General features: G+C 69.6%; 19 protein-coding genes. 7 read left to right on the plus strand and 12 right to left on the minus strand.

Annotated features, from left to right (window positions below; translation table 11 throughout):
- Nucleotides 1-25 precede the first annotated feature (25 nt).
- Nucleotides 26-619 carry a DUF308 domain-containing protein gene (locus AB0H43_RS38220; protein ID WP_360008380.1) on the plus strand — a complete coding sequence of 198 codons (594 nt, stop codon included), beginning with the start codon at nt 26-28 and terminating at the stop codon, nt 617-619.
- Here the strand turns inward: AB0H43_RS38220 and AB0H43_RS38225 are convergent.
- Nucleotides 600-1,439, minus strand: a complete 840-nt coding sequence (locus AB0H43_RS38225; RefSeq protein WP_360008382.1) for a patatin-like phospholipase family protein — start codon at nt 1,437-1,439, stop codon at nt 600-602. The two genes, AB0H43_RS38220 and AB0H43_RS38225, sit on opposite strands and share 20 nt — an antisense overlap.
- A gap of 59 nt (nt 1,440-1,498) precedes the next feature.
- Here AB0H43_RS38225 and AB0H43_RS38230 point away from each other — a divergent pair, with 59 nt between their 5' ends.
- Both AB0H43_RS38230 and AB0H43_RS38235 read left to right on the plus strand, forming a co-directional pair.
- Nucleotides 1,499-1,888, plus strand: coding sequence for a helix-turn-helix domain-containing protein (locus AB0H43_RS38230; RefSeq protein ID WP_360008385.1), 390 nt, complete (start codon nt 1,499-1,501; stop codon nt 1,886-1,888).
- Nucleotides 1,885-2,619 (plus strand): extracellular solute-binding protein, encoded by a 735-nt coding sequence (locus AB0H43_RS38235; protein WP_360008388.1) that lies wholly within the window; start codon nt 1,885-1,887, stop codon nt 2,617-2,619. The genes AB0H43_RS38230 and AB0H43_RS38235 overlap by 4 nt, the downstream gene beginning before the upstream one ends.
- A gap of 1 nt (nt 2,620) precedes the next feature.
- Here the strand turns inward: AB0H43_RS38235 and AB0H43_RS38240 are convergent, their stop codons facing one another.
- From AB0H43_RS38240 to AB0H43_RS38280, 9 genes are all read right to left on the minus strand, one after another.
- Nucleotides 2,621-3,820 (minus strand): ABC transporter ATP-binding protein, encoded by a 1,200-nt coding sequence (locus tag AB0H43_RS38240; protein WP_360008391.1) that lies wholly within the window; start codon nt 3,818-3,820, stop codon nt 2,621-2,623.
- A gap of 114 nt (nt 3,821-3,934) precedes the next feature.
- Entirely contained in the window at nt 3,935-6,568 is a 2,634-nt protein-coding gene (locus AB0H43_RS38245; RefSeq protein WP_360008393.1) for a glycosyl hydrolase family 18 protein, read from the minus strand.
- Between the two features lie 223 nt (nt 6,569-6,791).
- Complete coding sequence (locus AB0H43_RS38250; RefSeq protein WP_360008396.1) at nt 6,792-8,180, minus strand: trypsin-like peptidase domain-containing protein; 1,389 nt, start codon at nt 8,178-8,180, stop codon at nt 6,792-6,794.
- Between the two features lie 77 nt (nt 8,181-8,257).
- Nucleotides 8,258-9,799 carry a HAMP domain-containing sensor histidine kinase gene (locus AB0H43_RS38255; protein ID WP_360008398.1) on the minus strand — a complete coding sequence of 514 codons (1,542 nt, stop codon included), beginning with the start codon at nt 9,797-9,799 and terminating at the stop codon, nt 8,258-8,260.
- 19 nt (nt 9,800-9,818) lie between these two features.
- Nucleotides 9,819-10,517 (minus strand): response regulator transcription factor, encoded by a 699-nt coding sequence (locus AB0H43_RS38260; protein ID WP_360008401.1) that lies wholly within the window; start codon nt 10,515-10,517, stop codon nt 9,819-9,821.
- 86 nt (nt 10,518-10,603) lie between these two features.
- The gene (locus AB0H43_RS38265) at nt 10,604-11,188 is read right to left on the minus strand and encodes a PadR family transcriptional regulator (protein WP_360008403.1); all 585 of its coding nucleotides are present in this window, start codon (nt 11,186-11,188) and stop codon (nt 10,604-10,606) included.
- 3 nt (nt 11,189-11,191) lie between these two features.
- A complete protein-coding gene (locus tag AB0H43_RS38270) occupies nt 11,192-11,980 on the minus strand; it encodes a DUF4097 family beta strand repeat-containing protein (RefSeq protein WP_360008406.1) in 789 nt (262 codons plus the stop codon).
- A gap of 708 nt (nt 11,981-12,688) precedes the next feature.
- Complete coding sequence (locus AB0H43_RS38275) at nt 12,689-13,567, minus strand: lysophospholipid acyltransferase family protein (RefSeq protein ID WP_360008409.1); 879 nt, start codon at nt 13,565-13,567, stop codon at nt 12,689-12,691.
- Entirely contained in the window at nt 13,564-14,310 is a 747-nt protein-coding gene (locus tag AB0H43_RS38280; protein ID WP_360008411.1) for a GNAT family N-acyltransferase, read from the minus strand. The genes AB0H43_RS38275 and AB0H43_RS38280 overlap by 4 nt, the downstream gene beginning before the upstream one ends.
- 231 nt (nt 14,311-14,541) lie before the next feature.
- Here AB0H43_RS38280 and AB0H43_RS38285 point away from each other — a divergent pair, with 231 nt between their 5' ends.
- The 3 genes from AB0H43_RS38285 (at nt 14,542) to AB0H43_RS38295 (ending at nt 19,184) form a co-directional block, all read left to right on the plus strand.
- Nucleotides 14,542-15,174 (plus strand): hypothetical protein, encoded by a 633-nt coding sequence (locus AB0H43_RS38285; RefSeq protein WP_360008414.1) that lies wholly within the window; start codon nt 14,542-14,544, stop codon nt 15,172-15,174.
- Nucleotides 15,175-15,285: 111 nt separating this feature from the next.
- Nucleotides 15,286-19,005 carry a multifunctional oxoglutarate decarboxylase/oxoglutarate dehydrogenase thiamine pyrophosphate-binding subunit/dihydrolipoyllysine-residue succinyltransferase subunit gene (locus AB0H43_RS38290; RefSeq protein ID WP_360008416.1) on the plus strand — a complete coding sequence of 1,240 codons (3,720 nt, stop codon included), beginning with the start codon at nt 15,286-15,288 and terminating at the stop codon, nt 19,003-19,005.
- Nucleotides 19,005-19,184 (plus strand): DUF6104 family protein, encoded by a 180-nt coding sequence (locus tag AB0H43_RS38295; protein WP_360008419.1) that lies wholly within the window; start codon nt 19,005-19,007, stop codon nt 19,182-19,184. The genes AB0H43_RS38290 and AB0H43_RS38295 overlap by 1 nt, the downstream gene beginning before the upstream one ends.
- Before the next feature lie 109 nt (nt 19,185-19,293).
- Here the strand turns inward: AB0H43_RS38295 and AB0H43_RS38300 are convergent, their stop codons facing one another.
- Nucleotides 19,294-19,548, minus strand: coding sequence for a WhiB family transcriptional regulator (locus AB0H43_RS38300; RefSeq protein WP_360008422.1), 255 nt, complete (start codon nt 19,546-19,548; stop codon nt 19,294-19,296).
- 375 nt (nt 19,549-19,923) lie between these two features.
- Nucleotides 19,924-20,838: a diacylglycerol kinase family protein gene (locus tag AB0H43_RS38305; protein WP_360008425.1), complete on the minus strand. Its 915-nt coding sequence runs from the start codon at nt 20,836-20,838 to the stop codon at nt 19,924-19,926.
- 33 nt (nt 20,839-20,871) lie between these two features.
- Between AB0H43_RS38305 and AB0H43_RS38310 the strand changes: the two genes are divergently transcribed.
- Nucleotides 20,872-21,294 carry a hypothetical protein gene (locus AB0H43_RS38310; RefSeq protein ID WP_360008428.1) on the plus strand — a complete coding sequence of 141 codons (423 nt, stop codon included), beginning with the start codon at nt 20,872-20,874 and terminating at the stop codon, nt 21,292-21,294.
- The last annotated feature ends 185 nt before the right edge of the window (nt 21,295-21,479 follow it).

Raw genomic sequence — 21,479 nt, forward strand, 5'->3', positions numbered from 1 at the left:
GAATTCAGCGATATATCTTCGCCTTATGAACGAGCGCAGCGCGATCCTGTCCACCTGGCGGCAGATGAGCCTGATCGGCGGCGTGGTCGCCATCCTGCTCGGCATCGTGTTGCTCATCTGGCCCGACCGGACCCTGCTGGTCCTGGCCGCCCTGCTGGGCATCTGGCTCGTGATCCTGGGCATCGTGCGGCTCGCCGACGCGCTCACCGGCCGGGAGCTCGGCGGAGCCAGTCGCGGGTTCAGCGCCCTCGCCGGGGCGATCTACGTCATCGCCGGCATCGTCGTGCTGGCCAACCTGCACGCTTCACTGAAGTTCATCGCGCTGCTGATCGGCCTCATCTGGATCTTCAGCGGCGTCTCGGAGATCATCTCCGGGTTCACCCGCGTCCGCGGTCGGGGCGCCAAGATCGGCGCGATCCTGCTCGGCCTGATCAACGTGGCGCTCGGTGTCGTCGTGCTGTTCTGGCCCGGCATCACCCTGATCGTCCTGGTCTGGATCACCGCGATCTGGCTGATCATCATCGGGCTGGTGCAGCTCTACATCGCCTGGCAGGCCGGGAAGGCGGCCAAGGCGGCCGACGACGACCCGGCGTACCACGTCATCGAGGAGGGTTTCTGACCCCGTCCCGCTGCGCGGCGAGGTAGTCCCGGCTCGCCGCATACGCGGCACTGACCCGTCGGCGCAGGCCCGCCGCGTCCCGGTACGCCCACGGGTTGTCGTCCCGGTCGTTGCCCTCCCCCACCGGCAGGACGTGCACCGAGACCCCTTCCGGCAACGACGCCAGATCCCGCGCCAGCCGGGCCCGCCGGCCGATCTCCATTGCGGTCTGCGCGACCTCCCACGGCCGCTGTGGCGGCGAGAGCGGCTTGTCCAACCGGCCCACGTGCAGGGCGTAGATGTCCTGCGCGCCCAGCTCGACCGCCCGCGCGATCGGCAGCGAGTTCACGATGCCGCCGTCGACGTAGTGCTCCCCGTCGAGATCCACCGGCGGCAGCAGCCCAGGGACGGCGGCCGCCGCCATCACCGCCGGCAGCAGCGGGCCGGTCGAGAACCAGGACTCGGCGGCTCGCTCGACGCACACCGAGCCCAGATGCAGCGGTATGCCCAGATCCTCGAACTTGCCCGGCAACGCCTTCTCCAACAGCCGCCGCAACGGCAGCGGCGAGTGCAGGTGCGTACGCGTGGCGAACCGGCGCAGTTGCCGCGGGATGGACTCCCCGTAGACCTCCCCCATCTCGGGCGCCGCCCAGAGGCGTACCAGCTGGTCGGTGACGGCCGGGGTGGGATCGGCGGCGACCATCGCGCCGTTGATGGCCCCGATGGAGGTGGCGACGATCAGATCGGGCGTGATGTCGGCGCGGGCCAGGGCACGCAGCATGCCGACCTCCACCGCGCCCAGCACACCACCACCGCCCAGGACGAACGCCGTGCACGCCATAAAGATCACCGTACACGCAGGTAAGCGGCGCAAAGGTGAGCCCGGTAGAGTCGCCCGACGTGACCGACTTCCGCATCGGCGAGGCGGCCGAACTGCTCGGCGTGAGCGCCGACACGGTCCGCCGCTGGGTCGACGCCGGTCGCCTCCCGGCGACCCGCGATCCGCAGGGCCACCGGATGATCCCCGGCCGGAGCCTGGCGGAGTTCGCCCGGTCGCTCGGCGGCGACCCGGACGAGCGCGCCGGGCAGTCGTCGGCCCGCAACCGTCTGCGGGGCATCGTGACGTCGATCGTGAAGGACGCGGTGATGGCTCAAGTCGACATCCAGGCCGGCCCGTTCCGGGTGGTCTCCCTGATGAGCCGGGAGGCCGTCGACGAGCTGGGCCTCGAGATCGGCTCCCTGGCGGTCGCGGTGGTCAAGTCCACCACGGTCGTGGTGGAGCGCGCGTGAAGCGGGCTGTCGCGGTCGTCGCCGCCCTGCTGACCGCGGCGAGCCTCGTGACGGGCTGCGGCAAACCCGCCACCCCCGACCGGGACAACGGCGGCAAGATCACTGTCGTCGCCGATCCCGCGTTGGCGCCGATCCTCCAGGCCCTGGAGACGACCTTCGAGCAGGCTCATCCCGGCACCGACGTGGTGATCGGGTACGCCGCCGGCAAGCGCGCGACGTCGCAGCTGACCTCCGTCGACGTGCTCGTCGCACCCGCCGTCACGGTCGCCACGGTCGCGAAGGCGAGCCCGCGGTCGTTGGGGCGTACGCCGCTCGTGGTGGCCGTCGGCCCGGCCAATCCGCTGAAGATCGCCAAGCTGGCCGATCTGGCGACGGTGAAGGTGGCCGTCTGCCAGGCGGCGGTACCCTGCGGCGCGGCGACGCAGCAGGTGCTCACCCAGGCCGGCGTCACCCTGGCCAAGCCGGTCGAGGTGGCCGACATCAAGGAAGCCCTCGACAAGCTGACCCTCGGCGACGTAGACGCGGCCGTCGTCTACCGCACCGACGCGCTGGCCGCGATCGGCCAGGTCGACTCGGTGGACTTCCCGGAAGCCGCCGCAGCGGCCCAGGAATTCCAGGTCACGGCGCTGCCCGGCAGCCCGAACCCGGCCGGCGCCACCGCCTTCGTCGACCTGCTCACCAGCGCAGACGGGCGTACGCAGTTCACCGACCTCGGCTTCACCCAGCCCTGACTCAGGCCTGGGCCTCGGCCCGGATCCGGCCGCCACCGCGGTCGAAGAGGAAGACGCGGTCGAGGTCCACCTCGACGGCGAACGCCTCGCCCACCTGCGGCCGGGTGCCCGCCGGGGCACGGACGACCAGTTCGCCGAAGGGCTCTTCGAGATCGTCCAGCGGCGTTCTCTGGTGCGGCACGATCCGGCCGCCCGACCGCTGCGCGTCCGGCGAGGCGTACGCGGCCGGCACGCCGACCAAGCCGGTCGCGACGTGGACGAGCAGCTCCGCGCCGAGATCCTCGACGAAGGACACCGTGCCCCGCAGCACCGGGCCCTCGGCGTCCACCGGCACCGGCCGTAACGCGTCGGTTCGCAGGGCGACGGTCACCCGGTCGGTGTGGTGCCCGGGCAGCACCCGGCCCGAGTCCAGCGCCTGCTCACCGAGGTCCAGCACGGAGGTCCCGCGGCGATCGGTGTAGACCGCGCCCTGGACCAAGGTCGTCCGCGCCGCTCCGACGAACCCGGCCACGAAGACGTCGGCGGGATCGGAGCTGATCTCGTGAGGCGTGCCGATCTGGCGTACGCGACCGCTCTCCAGCACGACGATCCGGTCGGCGAGGGCGAGCGCCTCCTGCTGGTCGTGCGTGACGTAGAGGGTGGTGACCCGCAACCGGCGCGCCAGCCGGGCGATCTCCCGCCGCAGTTGCAGCCGCAAATGGGCGTCCACCTGCGACAAGGGCTCGTCGAGCAGGAAGGCGCGGGGATCCCGGACGATGGCGCGAGCCACCGCGACCCGCTGCCGTTGGCCACCCGACAGCTGCCCCGGCTTGCGATCGAGCAGGTCGGCCACGCCGAAGTAGCCGGCGACCTGCTCCACCCGGCGCATGTCGTCGGCCAGCGACCGGGACCCGCTGTGCGCGATCCGCAGCGGCATCGCGATGTTCTCGCGGGCGGTCAGATGCGGGTAGAGCGCGAAGTCCTGGAAGACCATGGCCACCCCGCGATCCCGGGCGGACAGGTCGTTGGCGACCCGATTGTCGAGGATGACCTGACCGCTGGTGGGATCCTCCAACCCGGCGATCATCCGCAGGATGGTCGACTTGCCGCAGCCGGACGGTCCTAACACGACCATGAACTCACCGGGGCCGACCGCCATCGACACCGCGTCCACGACCACGCGGCGCCCGTAGGCCTTCGTCAGCTCCCGAGTCTCGATCACAGCCAGCTCACCGTCTGATTGCCGGACTATTAACGCAGCAACATCGTGAACCCGCCGACGGCCCGGGTGCAAGGGGACTTGGCACCCGGGCCGAGAACTATTTGTCTGTCCTCACTAGACGGCCTGCCAGAGGGCCGGAACGTTGGGCGGTTCCCAGCCGACGAGCGCGGTGTGCGTCTGCCGGCATTGATAGACCTTGCCGCCGTAGGTCACACGGACCCCCGCGGTGTAGAGGGTTCCCGCCGTCCACGCCGGGTAGCTGCCGGTCGCCGTCGGCGAGACGCTCGCGCTCGGCGAGGTCGACGGCGACGTGCTCGGCGAGGTGGACGGCGACCGGGACGGTGAGGCCGAGGGCGACACCGACGGCGACGCGGACGTCGACGGACCGCCCGAGCAGGCCCCGTTGTCGGTCCACGGCTTGCCGTCCCCGGTGTTCAGGTCCGGCTGGTTGCCCTGCGTCCACCACTTGGCGGTGTACTGGTGGCCGTTGTAGGAGACCACCGCGCCCCCGTTGTACGCCTGCGTCGCGACCCACGCCGCCGCCGTGCACGTGCCGGTCGACGTCGACGGGCTCGCACTCGTGCTCGCCGACGGGCTGACCGAGGTGCTCACGGAGGTGCTGGCCGTAGGTGAGGCCGGTGTGCCGCCCCGGGCCCGGTCAACGCTCAGGGCGTACGTGGTGGTGCCGATCGTCAGCTTGTAGTTGGACGGCGACGCGATCGGCAGGACGTAGTTCAAGGTGAACTCGGCCGACGCGCCCGGTGCGATCGAGAGGTAACTCGGGATCGTGACGGTGGCGTGGTGGAAGTCGCCCTTCAGCCCGCCGATGTTGCTGCCGGTGTGCCCGGCCGTCACCGACATGCTCCAGCCGGACTGCTGCGACATGTTGCCCGGCGCGGAGGTGCCGTAGTCGAACTCCAGCTTCGACCCGCCCGCGATGGTCACCGTCGAGTTGTTCTTGATGACCACCTCGGGGTTGATCGGGTAGTTCGCGTCGCCGAGGGCGAAGCCGGTCAGCGACACGTCGACGGCCAGCGTGGTCGTCGGCATCGCGGAGTTGGCCCGGGACGCCCCGTACGCCGAAGCCGACTTGAACTTGTCGTAGGCCAGGTTGGTCAGGGTGTTGCCCATGAAGTACTCGCCCTTGGCCGAGTCGTACGCGTAGTCCCCGGCGAGTTCCCAGATCATCATCCCGCCGATGCCCTTGTTCACGATGTAGTCCGCCTTGGTGCCGATGGACTGCTCGTCCTCGGTCGACAGGAAGACCTTCTTCGTGTTGTTCCACAGCCAGGGCGCGACCAGGGCCGACGAGTAGTTGCGCGCGTAGGTGCCGGTGATGGTGTCGTCGGGGTCGGTCGCCGGGGTCAGCCCGTACGCCGTGAGGTAGTCCCCGGTGATCCCGTTCTCCAAGTTCTTCGCGTGCCACATCGGATTCGAGCCGGCCGGTTCCTCGTTGCCACTGGTGTCGAGATCGTGCCAGAGGTTGTCGATGCCGACCGCGCCGTCGCCGCAGGGGCTCTGCGTACCCGCCGGGCAGTTGGCCGTCTTCGCCGCCGTGCCCCACAGACCGTTGGTGCCGCCGGTCACGTTACGGAAGCCCCGTGTGTAATACGGGACGCCGATGTTGATCCGTCCGGATTGGACCGCGCCGCGGAAGTAGTGGTACGCCCAGTCGGTGTTGAGGTACCCGATGTTCTGGTACGCCCCGTAGACCCCGGCCGCCGCCAGCTCGCCGTCGTCGCCGTTGTCGTACAGCGCCGCGTTCGGGCCGACGAACTTGTTCCACGCGCCGTGCAGGTCGTAGGACATGATGTTGATGTAGTCCAGGTACTGCGTGGTCTGGTACGCCTCCTCGCCGCGCAGCAGCCAGCCGGAGGCGGGCGCCGCGACGGTGAGCATGTAGTACTTGCCGTCGGCCGCCGCGGCGGCGTCGAGCTTCTCGCGCAGCGTCTTCATCAGCGTCTGGTAGGACCGGTTGAGTCCGGCCCGCCGCGCGTTGGCCTGCGTGAAGTCGAGCGGGTTACCCGCGTCGTTGTTGGACGTCGGGTACTCGTAGTCGATGTCGACGCCGTTGAAGCCGTAGGTCCGCAGGAAGGTCACGACCGAGTCGGCGAAGGTGGTGATGCCGGCGGTGTTGATCGACCCGTCCGCGTTGGTGGTCATCCGGTAGAAGCCGCCGGAGTCGACGCGGTTGCCGTTGTCGTCGAAGTAGCCGCCGGTCTCGGCCCAGCCGCCGACGCTGATCAGCGTCTTGACGTTCGGGTTGGCCTTCTTGTACTTGTTCAGCAGGTTGAAGTGACCGGTGTAGGAGTAGGCGGAGTCCATCTCGGCTCCGGCGACGCCCGGCCAGGTCATGTTGGTGGCGGCGTTGTTGGCCGCGGTCGGCGTGCCGACGGAGATCTTGTTCGTGCCGTCGACGTGCGCGAACGCGTAGTTGATGTGGGTGATCTTCGTCCACGGGATCTGGTTCACCAGATACGCGGGCGTCCCGTCCTTGCCCGTACGCCAGCCGGTGAAGTAGCCGATGATGCGGCGCGGGTGGTCGGTGCCCATCGTCTCGCGCCCGTTGATGTCGTACGCCGCGCAGTACGGCACCGCCACCCCGGGCGTGGTGTAGAGGCCGTCCGGACGACAGGCGGCGTGGTCGGTGGCGGAGTGCGCGGTGCCCACGGCCGCGAGGGCGAGGCCGGTCGCGGCCACCCCCGTGGCGAGCGCCGTGATCAGGTGGAACAGGGGTCTTCTACGCATGAGGAGGCCTCCTGGGGGAGCCAGCAGCGGTTAACTGTTAGCAAACTTTGCTAAGAGTAGACACGCTGTGGCACCGGTCACGCAAGAGACGTTCTCAGATATGGAAAAGAGAGAGCGGCGGGTGACGGCGGGCCAACCCCCTCGGCCTCACCGTCACCCGCCGCCACATGGGGAGGAGGAGTAACGCGCTGTGCGAACCGCGCTCGTGACGCGGCGCTTGATGTTAAGACGTCGAACCCAGCGTCACGGTTGTCGTCTTGGTGGCTCCATCCCGGAGGTACGTCACGGTGATCTGCTCGCCCGGGTTGTGCGAGCCGACCGCGTTCACCAGGTCGTCGGCGTCGTTGACCACCGACTCGCCGAACCTGGTGACCACGTCGCCCGCCTTCAGCCCGGCCTTCTCGGCCGCGCCGCCCGAGACGACCTCGGTCAGCTTGGCGCCGCCCGTCTCGTTGTCGGAGGCCTTCACGCCCAGGTACGGATGGTCGACCTTCTGGCCCTTGATGAGCTGGTTGGCGACGGCCGACACGCGGTCGCTCGAGATGGCGAACCCGATGCCGATGTTGCCTTCGCTGGATCCGTCGGTCGCGATCGACGAGTTGATCCCGACGACCTCGCCGTTGGTGTTGACCAGCGCACCGCCGGAGTTGCCGGGGTTGATCGGGGCGTCGGTCTGCAGCAGACCGGACATGGTCGAGTTCTGTACCGTGATGGTGCGGTCCTTGGCGCTGATGATGCCCTCGGTGACCGAGCCCTCCAGGCCCAGCGGACTGCCGATGGCCAGCACGGTGTCGCCGACGCGGACGTCGGTGGACTTGCCGAACTTCGCCGCGGTCAGGCCGGTCTTGTCGACCTTCACGACGGCCAGGTCGTACCGGGCGTCGGTGCCGACGATGGTGCCGGTGGTCTTGGTGCCGTCGGAGAAACTGACCGTCACGGTCTTGCCGGACGCGGTCGCGACGACGTGATTGTTCGTCACGATGTAGCCGTCGGCGGTGAACACCACGCCGGAGCCCTCACCGGAGCCGGTCTTGATGGAGACCACGCTCGGCGTCACGTTCGCCGCGATGTCGGCCAGCGACGACCGGTCGATCGCCGGAGCGGCGTTGACCGTGGTGGTGCTGACCGGGTTCTTGTCGACGACGGCTGCGCCGACGACGCCACCGGCCACCGCCGAGCAGAGCGCGATCACACCGGCCGCAGCGACACCCGCCACGACCTTCAGGAACGGACGCGACTTCGACGGCGTCGGAGCGGGACTGAACGGCGAGCCGGGCGGCAGGTTCGAGCCGGGCGGCATCCACACCGGCCCGCTCGCCGGCGCGCCCTCCCGCCGCAGCGGGTCGGGGCCGTACGAGCCGACCGGGGCGCCCGACGACGCCGGTACGCCGGACACCGCCGGCTGCGGCGCGGTCGGGTAGTTCGACTGGTAGCTGTAGGTAGGTGGCGCGTAAGCCGGTTGCCCTGCGGGCGCGGCGGCCGGCGAGGCCGTCGCGGCCTGTTCCGCAGAGGGCTGCTCAGGCGTCGCCGGGCGCTCGGCCGACGCATCGGCGGCGAACGGATTCGGGATCTGCCGGTCAGCCGGCTCGGGGTTGCTCTGCGGGTCGCTCATGTCAATGATTCTTCCGGATATTTCTTACCTCTAACTTGGCCGAACCTGAAACTCAACTGTGAACCTGTCTGACGGGTTTACGAGTCTTCTTCGGGTTCGTCCTCTTCGTGACCGGTGTCGTCCGTCTCCACCAGCGGCAGGCGTACGCGGAACGTCGCCCCGACACCCGGCTGGGACTCCACCTCCACCACACCCTCGTGCGCGGCGACCAGGGCGGCGACGATGGCCAGCCCCAGCCCGGTGCTGACCGTCCCGTCCGCCCGCCGCGTCCGGGCCGGATCGGCTCGGTAGAACCGTTCGAACACCCGCTCCTGCTGCTCGGACGTCAACCCCGGACCCCGGTCGTGGATCTCCACGATCGCGGTCCCGGTCGGCCCGTCGTCCAAGTCGGCGGCCAGCCGCACGATGACCGGCGTACCCGCCGGGGTGTGGGTCAAAGCGTTGCTCAGCAGGTTGCCGATCACCTGCCGCAGCCGCGCGTCGTCCCCGCGTACCACTAGATGCCCGGAATCGGGCGCCGTGACCAGCGTGACCTGCCGCTCCGGCGCGACCACCCGCGCGGCCTCGACCGCCTCGGCGGCGAGCACGCGCAGCTCGACCGGGGTGAGCTTGAGCGGCCGCTCGCGATCGAGCCGCGCTAGCAGCAGCAGGTCCTCCACCAGCAGACCCATCCGCGCGGCCTCGTTCTCGATCCGCTGCACCACCTCGGCGGTCTGCTCGCGGGTGCTCACCGCACCCTGGCGGTACAGCTCCGCGAACCCACGGATCGTGGTCAGCGGCGTGCGCAGCTCGTGCGAGGCGTCCGCGACGAACCGCCGCATCCGCTCCTCGGAATGCCGCGCGCTCTGCTCGGCCGCCCGCGCCGCCGCCTCGGAGGCGGCCTGCGCGGTGAACGCGGCCTCGATCTGCGCGAGCATCGTGTTCAACGACCGCGCCAACGACCCCACCTCGGTCACCGGCCGCGGATTCTCCGGCTCCGGATCCGGTACGCGTTGCGACAGATCCCCGGCGGCGATGGCGCTGGCCGTCTTCTCGATCTGCGACAGCGGCCGCATACTCCGCCGGATCAGCTCCGCCCCGATCGTGGCGGCGAACAGCAGGACGGAGATCCCGCCGAAAAGGTTGATCGTGATCAGCCGCTGCACCGCGTGATCCGCCTCGTACTGCGAGGCGGCCACCAGCCCGTACTGACCGGTGGGCAGCTTGGTGATCAGCACCCGCCACCGCTTGGGCTCGGCGCGCGAGCCGACCGTGTACGGGTCGTCCGCCAGCCCGGCCGCCTCCTCCACCGAGGGCAAGGTCGGCAGCTGGCCGTCGGCGAAGATGTCGGACACCCCGGTCGCCGGCACCCACTGACCGCTCTGGTCGGTGGTGGCACCGTAGTAGTAAGGCGGCAGCGTGTACTGCGGGCGGCCGTTCTTGAAGCTCTCGACGGCCTGGCGCGACGTTTCCGCCAGGCTCGTGTCGAGGTCGGACAGCAGATAGCGGCGCAGTGCCGTCACGCTGGCCACCGCGATCAGCGACATCGCGGCGACGAGCAAGGCGAGCACCGTCGCCATGAGCTTGACGCGCAACGGCTTGGTGCGGATGGGGTGGCGCAGCCCAGCGGCGAGTTTCATGAAACGGTCACGGACCCGATCACATGGCCGGTTTACGCAGCACGTAGCCGACGCCCCGCAGGGTCTGGATCAGCCGCGGCTGCACAGTGTCGATCTTGCGCCGCAGGTAGGAGATGTAGGACTCGACGATGTTGTCGTCGCCCCGGAAGTCGTAGTTCCAGACGTGATCGAGGATCTGCGCCTTGGACAGCACCCGGTTGGGGTTGAGCATCAGGTAGCGCAGCAGCTTGAACTCGGTCGGCGAAAGCTGGACGAGCTTGCCCGCCCGGTAGACCTCGTGCGTCTCCTCGTCGAGGGTGAGGTCGGCGAAGGTCAGCTTCGGCGACGCGGGCTCGCCCGCCGTACGCCGGAGCACCGCCCGGATGCGCGCGGTCAGCTCCTCCAGGCTGAAGGGCTTGGTCACGTAGTCGTCGCCGCCCAGCGTCAGACCGCGTACCTTGTCCTCGGTCGCGTCCCGGGCGGTCAGGAACACCACCGGCGTACGCACGCCGTCCGAGCGCATCTGCCGGATCACCTCGAAGCCGTCGAGGTCGGGCAGCATGACGTCGAGCACCACGAGGTCCGGGCGCGACTCCTTGAACGCCGCGACACCGGCGCTCCCGCTGGTCGCCGTACGCACCTCGAACCCGGCGAACCGCAGGCTCGCGCTGAGCAGTTCCACGATGTTGGGGTCGTCCTCGACGACGAGCAGCTTGGCCTCGACCTGGGCGGAGTTCATGACCCCATTCAACCCAGGGACGCTGCGCAGTGCCTGCGCTTTGGCTGAGAGAAATCTGTAAGAATCTGAGAACCCGCTGTGCGGCGTCAGCGCAGCAGCTCGCGGAGGGTGCGAAGGGTCGCGTCGAGGGTGGCCGACACCGCCTTCGCCTGGGCCGTCCCCGGCTGCGCCCGGGTGATGAGCGTACGCGCCTCGGCGGTGAACCCCTCCAGCTTGCGCAGCAGCGCCTCGTTCTCCGGGGCCGGCTCCTTCTTCGGCGTCACGCGTACGCCCGACTTCATCTGCCGGGTCTGCTCCTGCAACTGCCGGCGGATGTCCTTCAGGCCGCCGCTGATCTGCGCCTGAATCTGATCGGCCAGCCCGGACAGGTCCTCCACCGAGGACTCGATCTCCCGATCGATCGCGGCGATCTCGCCGGCCCGCTGGTCCAGCTCGGCCCGGCCGCTCCCCGTCAGGGTGTACGCCATCCGATTGCCCTCGGCGACCCGGCTGACGAGACCCTCCTCCTCCAGCTTGGCCAGCCGGGGATAGATCGACCCGGCGCTGGGCGCGTACAGGCCCTGGAACCGCTCCTGGAGCAGCCGCATCAGCTCGTAGCCGTGCTTCGGCCCGTCATCGAGCAGTTTGAGCAGGTAGAGCCGCAACCGGCCGTGCGAGAAGATCGGCGGCATTCCTCACTCCCCCGCCAGCAGAGCGATGCTGCCGCTCGTCGTCGTCGCACTCAGTCTTCCACTGCCGCTGCCGAGCGTTCCCCGGGCACTGCCGGCCCAGTGCTTGCCCTGGCGATCCAAGGGGAAGACGGTGGTGATCGAGCCCGCCGTCGTGTCGAGGCGGACGTCGAGGTCGGCCTCGGCCGGAATGCGAATCGTGATCGAGCCCGAGGTCGTGGTCAGCCGGACATCGGCAGGCGTGGTGGAGTCGAGGTCACAGGTGATCGATCCCGAGACCGTCGTCGCCTGTACGCGATCGGCGCCCGACTGGGCGAGCGTGAGCGAGCCCGACACCGCCTCCATCACCAGGTCACCGGCGACCCCGAGCGCCTCCACCGGACCGGAGACGAGCTTGGCCTTCGTCCGGCCGGCCAGCCCGAGCAGGCTCACCCGGCCCGAGGTGACATCGACATCCGTGCTGGTCAGCAGACCCGCCACCGACACCTTGCCGGAGGCCACCGTCACCGACGCGATCGCCTCAGGCGGCACGGCGACGGTGATCTCGCAGTTGTACTGGCGATGGAACAGCCACCAGTAGACCGACCAGCGCCGGCGCCACTCGTGCCGGATCTTGAGCCGACCGGCGTCGTGCTCGACATACACCGGCTTCTTGCCGGCGACCTTGATCTCCATGCGAGCGGCGCCCGGTACGCCGACGACGCTGACCTTGCCCACGACGAGGCTGACGTCGATGCGGTCGACCTCGCCGTCCAACTGGATCCGCTGTGGATCCTGCACCGTCCACTGCGCCACCGCGGCCCCCTTCGCCCGTAACCCACCGCCACCCTAGCCGAACTCGCGATATATCGCGACTCCTTTCGCTCGCGCCCATCCCCCCGGCCCCCCGCCCTTTCCGCGCGATCACGGACTATCAGTCGTGATCGACCGGCGTGTCGCGTCCCCGGCGTTCTGATCAATCCCCTAACTCGATGATCAACTTGGCTGCAGGATGGGCCCCACAAGACCCCCGACCCGCATGCCCGAGCTTGATCAAGTGCCGTACGTCAGCGATTTACCGGCCGATTCGATGATCATGTTCCCGTGGTCAGCGCTGGAGGGGCCGAAATCGCATATCACCGGCACTTGATCGCGGAGAGGACCCGTCGATCGCTGACGAAGGGCACTTGATCATGGATTGGCAACAGCCCGACGTACAGCCCCCGCTCCCCCCGCGATCGATCATGGAGGTTCGCCCACGACACGCCGGGTCGATCACGACCGATAGTTCATGATCGGCGGGCAGGGCCTGGGGCCGGGACGAGACCGGCGGAGCAAGGGCGGGACCGGCGGAGCAAGGGCGGGACCGGCGGAGCAAGGGGCGGCACCAGCGGAGCAAGGCAGGGGCAGGACGGGGCAAGGCAGGGGCAGGGCGGGGCAGGGCGGGACCGGCGGGGCAGGGCGGGACCGGCGGGGCAGGGCGGACGTGGGAAAGGGCGGAAGCGGGATAGGCCGGAAGAGGGGTCAGCGGGAGACGGGCACCGGGGTGACGGCAGCTGGTGGGACCGTTACCGGGCGGGGAGAAGGGGTCGTCCGGGAAGACGGGGTGGTCCGGGGAGACGGGGTCGTTCGCGGCAGGCGGGTGAGGATCGGGGTCGCGGCGATCGTCGCGGCAGCGGCCCGGGCCAGCGCCCGGCGGTCCGCGCCCGGTTCCGGGAACAGCGGTGCGGCTGCCGTGGCCGTGAGCGTCAGGCCCTTCGCGCGGGCGAGACGGCGTACTGAGGCGAGCAGGGTGTCGTCGCCGACGAAGGCCGCCGCCGCGCTGCGCTCCCCCGCGACGGAGAAGGTCAGCGTCACCGGGGTCACCGGAGCACCCGCGTCGATCGCCGCCTGGAAGAACGCCGACCGCATCGGCACCCGGCAGCCACCGCAGGTGGTGGTCGCCTCGGGGAACACCGCCACGGTCGCGCCTTCGCGCAGCCCGGCCGCCGCCTCGGCGACGGTCGCGGGCAGCCGCCGGGGCTGCGACCGGTCCACGAAGACGGCCCGCTGCCGCCGGGCGAGCCGCCCGATGACCGGCCAGCCGCCGACCTCCTTCTTGGCGACCAGACGCGTCTTACCGTCCAGCGCCAGCAGGACGACGATGTCCACCCAGGACACATGGTTGGCCACCAGCAGACCCGGGCGGTGCTTTCCGCGTACGAGCAGATCGAGACCGAGCACCTTGAGCAGTGCCCGGGCCACCGCCTGGACCACCGCGGGCCGGGCCGGGGCGACCGCGGCGAAGAGCAGTACGCCCGCCGCGCCGACCATCCGGGCGGCGTAGCGGAGGGGACCTACGCGAGGGGTGCCCGACGGCAGGCAGTGCGGCCCGCAGCCGGCCTCGGGACGCCAGAAGTTCATGCCGCACCACCCGAATCGGCCGAACCGCCGAGGAAGTGCTTGAGGTACCGCGGGTCGACGCGGTCGAGGCTGAGCAGCACGTAGAAGTCGGCGACCTCGAAGTCCGGGTCGTACGCGGGCTCGCCGCAGACCCAGGCGCCCAGCCGGAGGTAGCCCCGGAGCAGCGGAGGGATGTTCGCGCGGCCCACCGGAACCTCGTCCGCCGGGATCGGCACCCGCGGGTCGACCCGCAGCTGCGGTGGCGACAGGTGCTTCTGCACGGCCTCGCGGACGGCCGGGGCGTCGGCGATCGGGACCGAGGCGCAGCCGCCGAGCCAGGTGTACTTGTTGGCGGCGAGGTAGCGGGCGATCCCCGCCCACATCAGATTGATCACCGCGCCGGTGCGGTGCTCGGGGTCGACACACGACCGGCCCGCCTCGACCAGCCGATCCCGAAGGACGATCAGCCGGCTCAGATCGAACTCGGTCTCGCTGTAGCGGCGGCCCAGCCAGACCGCGCGCTGCGGCGGGAGCAGCCGGTAGGTGCCGACGACCTCGCCGCTGCGGTCGTGCCGCACCACGAGGTGATCGCAGTACGCGTCGAACTCGTCGACGTCGAGGCCGGGCGTCGTGGAGTGGAGGGTCGCACCGCACTCCTCGGCGAACACCCGGTACCGCAACCGCTGCGCGGCCTCGACGGTGGCGGCGTCCGTCGCGATCAGCGCCGAGTATCCCGTCGGCGCAACGGTGAGGATCTGTGTCATGCGCTCTGTGTAAGTGCCCGGAACTGCGCAGACGTGTCGATGTGACCCCGGCGGCGTGACATCCGGATGAACGCTGGACGCGTCCTGTACGCGGCGGCACTGCCCGCGTTCGCCGGCCGCGTAAGCGGCGGATCACGGATGCGGGTCGAATCTTGGCCCATTGATTCGACTTGGATCCGTGATCCAGCGCTAACCCACGCGGCGTGTATGCGGGTGTGGCAGGCTCAGGCGGTGATCGTCGCAGCTCGCTTCAACGGCCCGCCCACCTCCGGCAACGGCGGGTACACCGCCGGAATGCTTGCCGCCGGGCTGGGGATCAGCAGACCGGTGACGGTGACCTTGCGGCAGCCGCCGCCGCTGGAGACGCCGCTCACGGTGACCTCCGACGGGCAGCTGCTGGACGGCGACCGCCTGATCGCCACCGCGACGCCGGGTACGCCGCCGACCGGACCGGACTGGGGCGATCCGGCCGAAGCCGCCGCGTACGCCGGATTCGCGGATCATCCGTTCCCGACCTGCTACGTCTGCGGACCTCTGCGCGAGGACGGGTTGCGGATCTTCCCCGGGCGGCTGCCCGACGGGCGTACGGCGGCATCCTGGACCGTGCCGGATTCCGTCGGGATTCCGACGATCTGGGCGGCCCTGGACTGCCCCGGTGGCTGGGCGATCATCGCTCCCGGTCGTCCGTACGTGCTGGGCCGGATCACTGTCGAGATCGGGACGATCCCGGCCGAGGGTGAAGACTGTGTGATCGTCGGCGAGTGCACCGGAACGGATGGCCGCAAGGGATTCGTCCGTACCGGACTGTTCGGGCCGGACCGGCGACTGCTGGCCGCGGCCGAGGCGACCTGGCTCACCGTGTGAACCGCGACACCCCTTGACCTCCGGGTGAACGCCCGCTAGGGCAGCGCGTAGCCTTGTAAGCCGACTTGAGGATTTCCCTACCAACCCGCGTGGAAGAGGGCGAGAGCGACCGTGTCGACGCAACACAGCTCGCAGGAAAACCCACTGGCAGACTTCGGTCCCAACGAGTGGATCGTCGAGGACATGTACCAGCGGTATCTGACCGATCCGGCGAGCGTGGATCCCGCCTGGCACGACTTCTTCGCGGACTACAAGCCGGGCGCGCCTGCCGCGACCGCGGCCGCTGAGAAGAAGGCCGCTCCGGCTCAGGCCGCGGCATCGGCTCCCGCCAAGGCCACGGCCGCACCGGCCGCCACTTCCGCCGCGCCGAAGGCGGCCGCCCCCGCCGCGCCGGCGAAGCCGGCTGCCGCCGCTGAGCGCTCGCGTGAAGCGCCAGGAGTGCAGTCAGCTCCGGTGAAGGCGGCCGGCGTACCGGAGAAGAAGGAAGCCACAGTCGTTCCGCTGCGTGGCGTGGCCGCGAAGATCGTCCAGAACATGGACCAGTCGCTGACCGTGCCCACCGCGACCAGCGTGCGGGCGGTGCCGGCCAAGCTCCTCGCGGACAACCGGATCGTCATCAACAACGCCCTCGCGCGCGGGCGCGGCGGCAAGGTCTCGTTCACGCACCTCATCGGGTACGCGTTGGTCAAGGCCCTCGCCGCGCACCCCGAGATGAACAACTCGTACGCGGAGACCAACGGCAAGCCGACGATGGTCGTGCCGCCGCAGGTGAACCTGGGCATCGCCATCGACCTGCAGAAGCCGGACGGCTCGCGGAACCTGGTCGTGCCGAGCATCAAGGGTTGCGAGCGGCTGGACTTCCGGCAGTTCTGGCAGGCCTACGAGGACATCGTCCGCCGGGCCCGCCGCAACGAGCTGACCATGGAGGACTACGCCGGCACCACGATCTCGCTGACCAACCCGGGCGGCATCGGCACCGTCCACTCGCAGCCGCGGCTGATGGCCGGGCAGGGCACCATCATCGGCGTCGGCGCGATGGAGTACCCGGCGCCGTTCTCCGGGATGAGCGACGCCCAGCTGGCCGACCTGGCGGTCAGCAAGATCATCACGCTGACCAGCACCTACGACCACCGGATCATCCAGGGCGCGCAGTCCGGCGAGTTCCTGAAGGTCATGCACGAGCTGCTGATCGGCGACGAGTTCTACGACGAGATCTTCACCTCGCTGCGCATCCCGTACGAGCCGGTGCGGTGGGTCCGCGACATCGCGCACACCTCCGAAGGCCAGATCGACAAGGCCGCCCGGGTCATCGAGCTGATCCGCGAATACCGCGTACGCGGGCACCTGATGGCCGACACCAACCCGCTGGAGTACGAGATCCGCCGTCACCCGGACCTCGACATCCGCGAGCACGGCCTGACCCTCTGGGATCTGGACCGGACGTTCGCCGTCGGTGGCTTCGCCGGCAAGGACAAGATGAAGCTGCGCGACGTGCTGGGCGTGCTGCGCGACTCCTACTGCCGGCGGACCGGCGTGGAGTACATGCACATCCAGAGCCCGGAGGAGCGCAACTGGATCGCCTCCCGGGTGGAGCGCAAGTACGCCAAGCCCACCAAGGAAGAGCAGGCGCACGTCCTCAACCGGCTCAACGCCGCCGAGGCCTTCGAGACCTTCCTGGCCACCAAGTACGTCGGCCAGAAGCGGTTCTCGCTGGAGGGCGGCGAGTCGCTGATCCCGCTGCTGGACGAGGTCCTGCAGGCGTCCTCCGAGGACGGCCTGGACGAGGTCGTCATCGGCATGGCCCACCGCGGCCGGCTGAACGTGCTCGCCAACATCGTCGGCAAGCCGTACGAGAAGATCTTCAACGAGTTCGAGGGCTTCATCGACCCGAAGACCACGCAGGGCTCCGGCGACGTGAAGTACCACCTGGGCATGACCGGGAAGTTCACCTCGCCCGACGGCCAGCACGGCATCACGGTGTCGGTGACCGCCAACCCGTCGCACCTGGAGACGGTCGACCCGGTCCTGGAGGGCATCGTCCGGGCCAAGCAGGACCGCCTCGACCTGGGCAACGAGGGCTTCACCGTGCTGCCGGTCCTGGTGCACGGCGACGCCGCGTTCGCCGGTCAGGGCGTGGTGGCCGAGACGCTGAACCTGTCGCAGCTGCGGGGCTACCGGACCGGCGGCACCGTCCACATCGTCGTCAACAACCAGGTCGGCTTCACCACCGCCCCCGAGTACAGCCGGTCCTCGCTCTACAGCACCGACGTCGCCCGGATGATCCAGGCGCCGATCTTCCACGTGAACGGCGACGACCCCGAGGCCGTCGTACGCGTCGCCCGGCTCGCCTTCGAGTACCGCCAGGCGTTCCGCAAGGACGTCGTCATCGACCTCGTCTGCTACCGCCGTCGCGGGCACAACGAGGGCGACGACCCGTCGATGACCAACCCGCTGATGTACCAGATCATCGACGCCAAGCGCTCGGTCCGGAAGCTGTACACGGAGGAGCTCATCGGCCGGGGCGACATCACGGTCGAGGAGGCCGAGGAGGCGCTCCGGGACTACCAGAACCAGCTGGAGACGGTCTTCAAGGCCACCCGGGACGCGCAGACCACCTCGTCGGCCCGGCCGACCCGGGTCCGCGAGCCGGAGCCGGAGCCGCTGGTCACCACCGCGATCAGCACCGAGGTCGTCGCCGCGATCGGCGAGGCGCACACGACCCTGCCCGAGGGACTGGTCCCGCACAAGCGGGTGCAGCAGTTGCTGGAGCGGCGGGCGAAGATGTCGGTCGCCGGCGACATCGACTGGGCGTTCGGCGAGATCCTGGCCTTCGGCTCGCTCCTGAACGAGGGCGTCACCGTACGCCTGGCCGGGCAGGACTCGCGCCGCGGCACCTTCGTCCAGCGGCACGCCGCGGTGGTCGACTCCCACGGCGGCGAGGACTATCTGCCGATCACCCGGGTCGCCAAGGACAACGCGAAGCTCTACGTGCACGACTCCCTGCTCTCGGAGTACGCGGCCATGGGCTTCGAGTACGGCTACTCGGTGGAGAACCCGGACGCGCTGGTCATGTGGGAGGCGCAGTTCGGCGACTTCGTCAACGGCGCCCAGTCGGTGATCGACGAGTTCGTGTCCTCGGGCGAGGCCAAGTGGGGCCAGAAGTCCTCCGTCGCGCTGCTGCTGCCGCACGGCCACGAGGGCCAGGGGCCGGACCACACGTCGGGCCGGCCGGAGCGGTTCCTCCAGCTGTGCGCCGAGGACAACATGCGGGTGGTCATCGCCTCGACCCCGGCGAACTACTTCCACGCGCTGCGGCGGCAGGCGCTGTCGCCGAAGCGGAAGCCGCTGGTGGCCTTCACCCCGAAGTCGCTGCTACGCAACAAGCTCTGCATCTCGCAGATCGCCGACTTCACCACCGGGACGTTCCAGCCGGTCATCGGTGAGACGGGCGACCTGCGGCCGGAGACCGTACGCCGGGTGCTGTTCTGCTCGGGCAAGGTCTACTACGACCTGGTCCAGGCTCGGGCCGAGCGCGGCGTCACGGACACCGCGATCGTCCGGCTGGAGCAGCTCTACCCGCTGCCCGTCGACGAAGTCAAGGCGGAGCTGGCCAAGTACCCGAACGCCGTCGACTTCGCCTGGGTCCAGGAGGAGCCGGCCAACCAGGGTGCCTGGTCGTTCGTCGCGCTGAACCTGCTGGAGCACCTCGACGGGGTCAGCCTGCGGCGGATCTCCCGTCCGGCGGCGGCCGCCCCGGCGGTGGGCTCCACCAAGATGCACGACGTGGAGCAGGCCGCGCTGCTGGAAGCGGCGCTGCCGAAGGCGGCCTGATGTACTTCACCGATCGCGGCATCGAAGAACTGGTCGAACGCCGGGGCGACGAGCAGGTGGCCGTCGAATGGCTCGCCGAGCGGCTGCGGGACTTCGTCGACGCCAACCCGGAGTTCGAGACCGCCGTCGAACGGCTAGCCACGTATCTAGCCCGCTACGACGAGGACGACGACCTCTAGCGCTAGGGCCCGGCCTTCCGCCGGGCCCTTCGCTTTCCTGCAGATACGGCGAACGCCCCGGGAGAATTCCCGGGGCGTCGTCAGTTCGCGGTTTCGGCGGGTGCTCCGCTCAGAGGGCGCTGGCGCGTACGCGCAGCCCACCGCGGCGCTTCAGAGCGCGCCGCTCCTCTTCGCTCATCCCGCCCCAGACGCCGGCGTCCTGGCCCGAATCCATTGCCCACGACAGGCACTGGTCGGTCACGGGACACCGCCGGCAGACCGCCTTCGCCTGCTCGACTTGAAGCAGCGCCGGGCCAGACGTCCCGATCGGGAAGAACAGCTCCGGGTCCTCATCGCGGCAGATCGCATGGTGGCGCCAGTCCATGGCGGCAACACTCCTTGTTCCTGAAGTGGGTGTGGGTATCCCTGTATGCGTCCCGCGTACACGGCAGGTTAAACATGACCGTCAGTGACGGTCAGTTACCGAATCCGTGAGCGGTGAGCAGGCAGCGAGCGCTTGACTCGATACGCTTGTGAATACTTTCACGAACTCCCGCCATGTCAAGGGGGGTGAAGCGAAAAAAACCGGTCGGGTGAGCAAGCTCACGACCCATTTGTCCGGATCACCAGGAGTTACCCTGACCCCCGCGCACGACAGTCATCTGTGAATGTAGTACTCTCCACGCCTCATTACTAGTATTTCCGACTCGTGTCATATGTGTGGACTGCCACGGATGGGCGTTTGAGCCGTAGTGTCCGGTCAGCAGATCACGCGGAGTGCTTCCGGCACCGCGGCGAACCGAACTTGCTCGCGTTCTCCGAGGTAGTCCCCGTCAAGTTGAAACGCCTGTGGCGTATCGGAAGTGACGGTGAACGCTGCAAGGTCGTGATAACGGACGACCTGACGGCCGCGCGGTTCGCCGTCGGTCGCGAGAATCTGAGCCACGGTACGCATCGTCGACGGCACCCGCAGCACCCGCAGTGCCATGACGTCCAGGCCGAGATCGAACGAGGCGTCGGGGTTCGGGTGGACCGGCCGGTCGCCCAGGAACGTCCAGGGTGCGGTGTTCTGCACGATGATCGAGGCGAGCCGTTCCTCGTCCGCGTCGTCCGGCAGCTCCAGCGTCAGGTCCGCCGGATGCCGTTCGAGGAAGTACTCGCCCAGGGTCGAGCGGAGGTAGAGCCCCGGGGTGGCGCGGCGGCCCTTGCGACGCGCCCGTTCCACCCGGCGGGTGACGGCCGCATCGAGCCCCAGACCGGCGCAGAAGGTGAAGTACCGGTCGTCGGCCAGACCGAGCCCGATCGTCCGGCTGCGGCCCTCTCGGAGCGCCTGCAGCAGTACGCCAGTCGCCTCGGACCATTCCTTCGGCAGTCCCAGCGCCCGGACGAAGACGTTGGTCGACCCACCCGGCACGACCGCGAGCGCGGGCCGGGTCTCGGCGGGTCCGGCCATCAAGCCGTTGACCACCTCGTTCACCGTACCGTCTCCGCCGAGCGCCACGACCAGCTCGACGCCGGCCTCGGCAGCCTGACGTGCCAGGTGCCCGGCGTGCCCGCGCCGCCGGGTGTAGCCCAGCTCCAGATCCAGCGCGCTGCGCAGCGCGCCGGCCAGCACGTCGCGGCTCCGCGCGCTGGTGGTCGTCGCCTTCGGGTTCACGATGAGGAGGGCCCGCATGGGGCGCAATCTACCGGGCCTACCCTTGAGGCCATGACCACACCGGCCGTCACAGACACGGGTACGCCCACCGCGACGCCGCCGACCGTGCGGGCCGCGGTCGCGCTGCTGTCGGCACAAGCGGTCGCCGCCGCCGCGATCACGATCTTCCTCGTCTACGAGGACCTCACCGTCGGCGGGGCGAACCAGCGCCTGGCGTGGGCCGTCACCGGCGTGGCGGTGCTGATCGGCGCCCTGCTCGCGCTGCTGGCCCGGTCCGTCGGCAAGCACCGCCGCTGGGCTCGGGACATCGCCGTCGCGCTGGACCTGACCTTCCTGGCCCCGGCGTACTACATGATCGTCGGCGAGCTGGCCTGGCTCGGCGTGATCGTCGGGCTCATCTGCCTCGCGACGATCGCGACCCTGGTGGCGCCGCCGACCAACCGCGCCGTCGGCGAAGCCGGCCTGTCGCTCTGACCCCCACCCGTCCGCTCCGGGCTCACCGCGCGCTCCCCCAAGGCGCTCTCCCAAGGCACTCTCCCAAGGCGCTCTCCCGAGGCGCTGGATCAGGGATCTCGGTCGAATCTTGGGCCAAGATTCGACCGAGATCCCTGATCCGGAGGTGGTGGAGGGAAGACGTGGAGGGGAGTGGTTGGGAACCC

It is taken from the genome of Hamadaea sp. NPDC050747, from assembly GCF_040654195.1.
GTDB lineage: Bacteria > Actinomycetota > Actinomycetes > Mycobacteriales > Micromonosporaceae > Hamadaea.

Excerpts from the sequence above, each read along its gene's own strand:
- AB0H43_RS38220 (WP_360008380.1), top strand. The coding sequence starts at position 26 with ATGAACGAGCGCAGCGCGATCCTGTCCACCTGGCGGCAGATGAGCCTG.
- AB0H43_RS38225 (WP_360008382.1), bottom strand. The coding sequence starts at position 1,439 with ATGGCGTGCACGGCGTTCGTCCTGGGCGGTGGTGGTGTGCTGGGCGCG.
- AB0H43_RS38245 (WP_360008393.1), bottom strand. The coding sequence starts at position 6,568 with ATGCGTAGAAGACCCCTGTTCCACCTGATCACGGCGCTCGCCACGGGG.
- AB0H43_RS38250 (WP_360008396.1), bottom strand. The coding sequence starts at position 8,180 with ATGAGCGACCCGCAGAGCAACCCCGAGCCGGCTGACCGGCAGATCCCG.
- AB0H43_RS38255 (WP_360008398.1), bottom strand. The coding sequence starts at position 9,799 with ATGAAACTCGCCGCTGGGCTGCGCCACCCCATCCGCACCAAGCCGTTG.
- AB0H43_RS38260 (WP_360008401.1), bottom strand. The coding sequence starts at position 10,517 with ATGAACTCCGCCCAGGTCGAGGCCAAGCTGCTCGTCGTCGAGGACGAC.
- AB0H43_RS38265 (WP_360008403.1), bottom strand. The coding sequence starts at position 11,188 with ATGCCGCCGATCTTCTCGCACGGCCGGTTGCGGCTCTACCTGCTCAAA.
- AB0H43_RS38275 (WP_360008409.1), bottom strand. The coding sequence starts at position 13,567 with ATGAACTTCTGGCGTCCCGAGGCCGGCTGCGGGCCGCACTGCCTGCCG.
- AB0H43_RS38280 (WP_360008411.1), bottom strand. The coding sequence starts at position 14,310 with ATGACACAGATCCTCACCGTTGCGCCGACGGGATACTCGGCGCTGATC.
- AB0H43_RS38295 (WP_360008419.1), top strand. The coding sequence starts at position 19,005 with ATGTACTTCACCGATCGCGGCATCGAAGAACTGGTCGAACGCCGGGGC.
- AB0H43_RS38300 (WP_360008422.1), bottom strand. The coding sequence starts at position 19,548 with ATGGACTGGCGCCACCATGCGATCTGCCGCGATGAGGACCCGGAGCTG.
- AB0H43_RS38305 (WP_360008425.1), bottom strand. The coding sequence starts at position 20,838 with ATGCGGGCCCTCCTCATCGTGAACCCGAAGGCGACGACCACCAGCGCG.
- AB0H43_RS38310 (WP_360008428.1), top strand. The coding sequence starts at position 20,872 with ATGACCACACCGGCCGTCACAGACACGGGTACGCCCACCGCGACGCCG.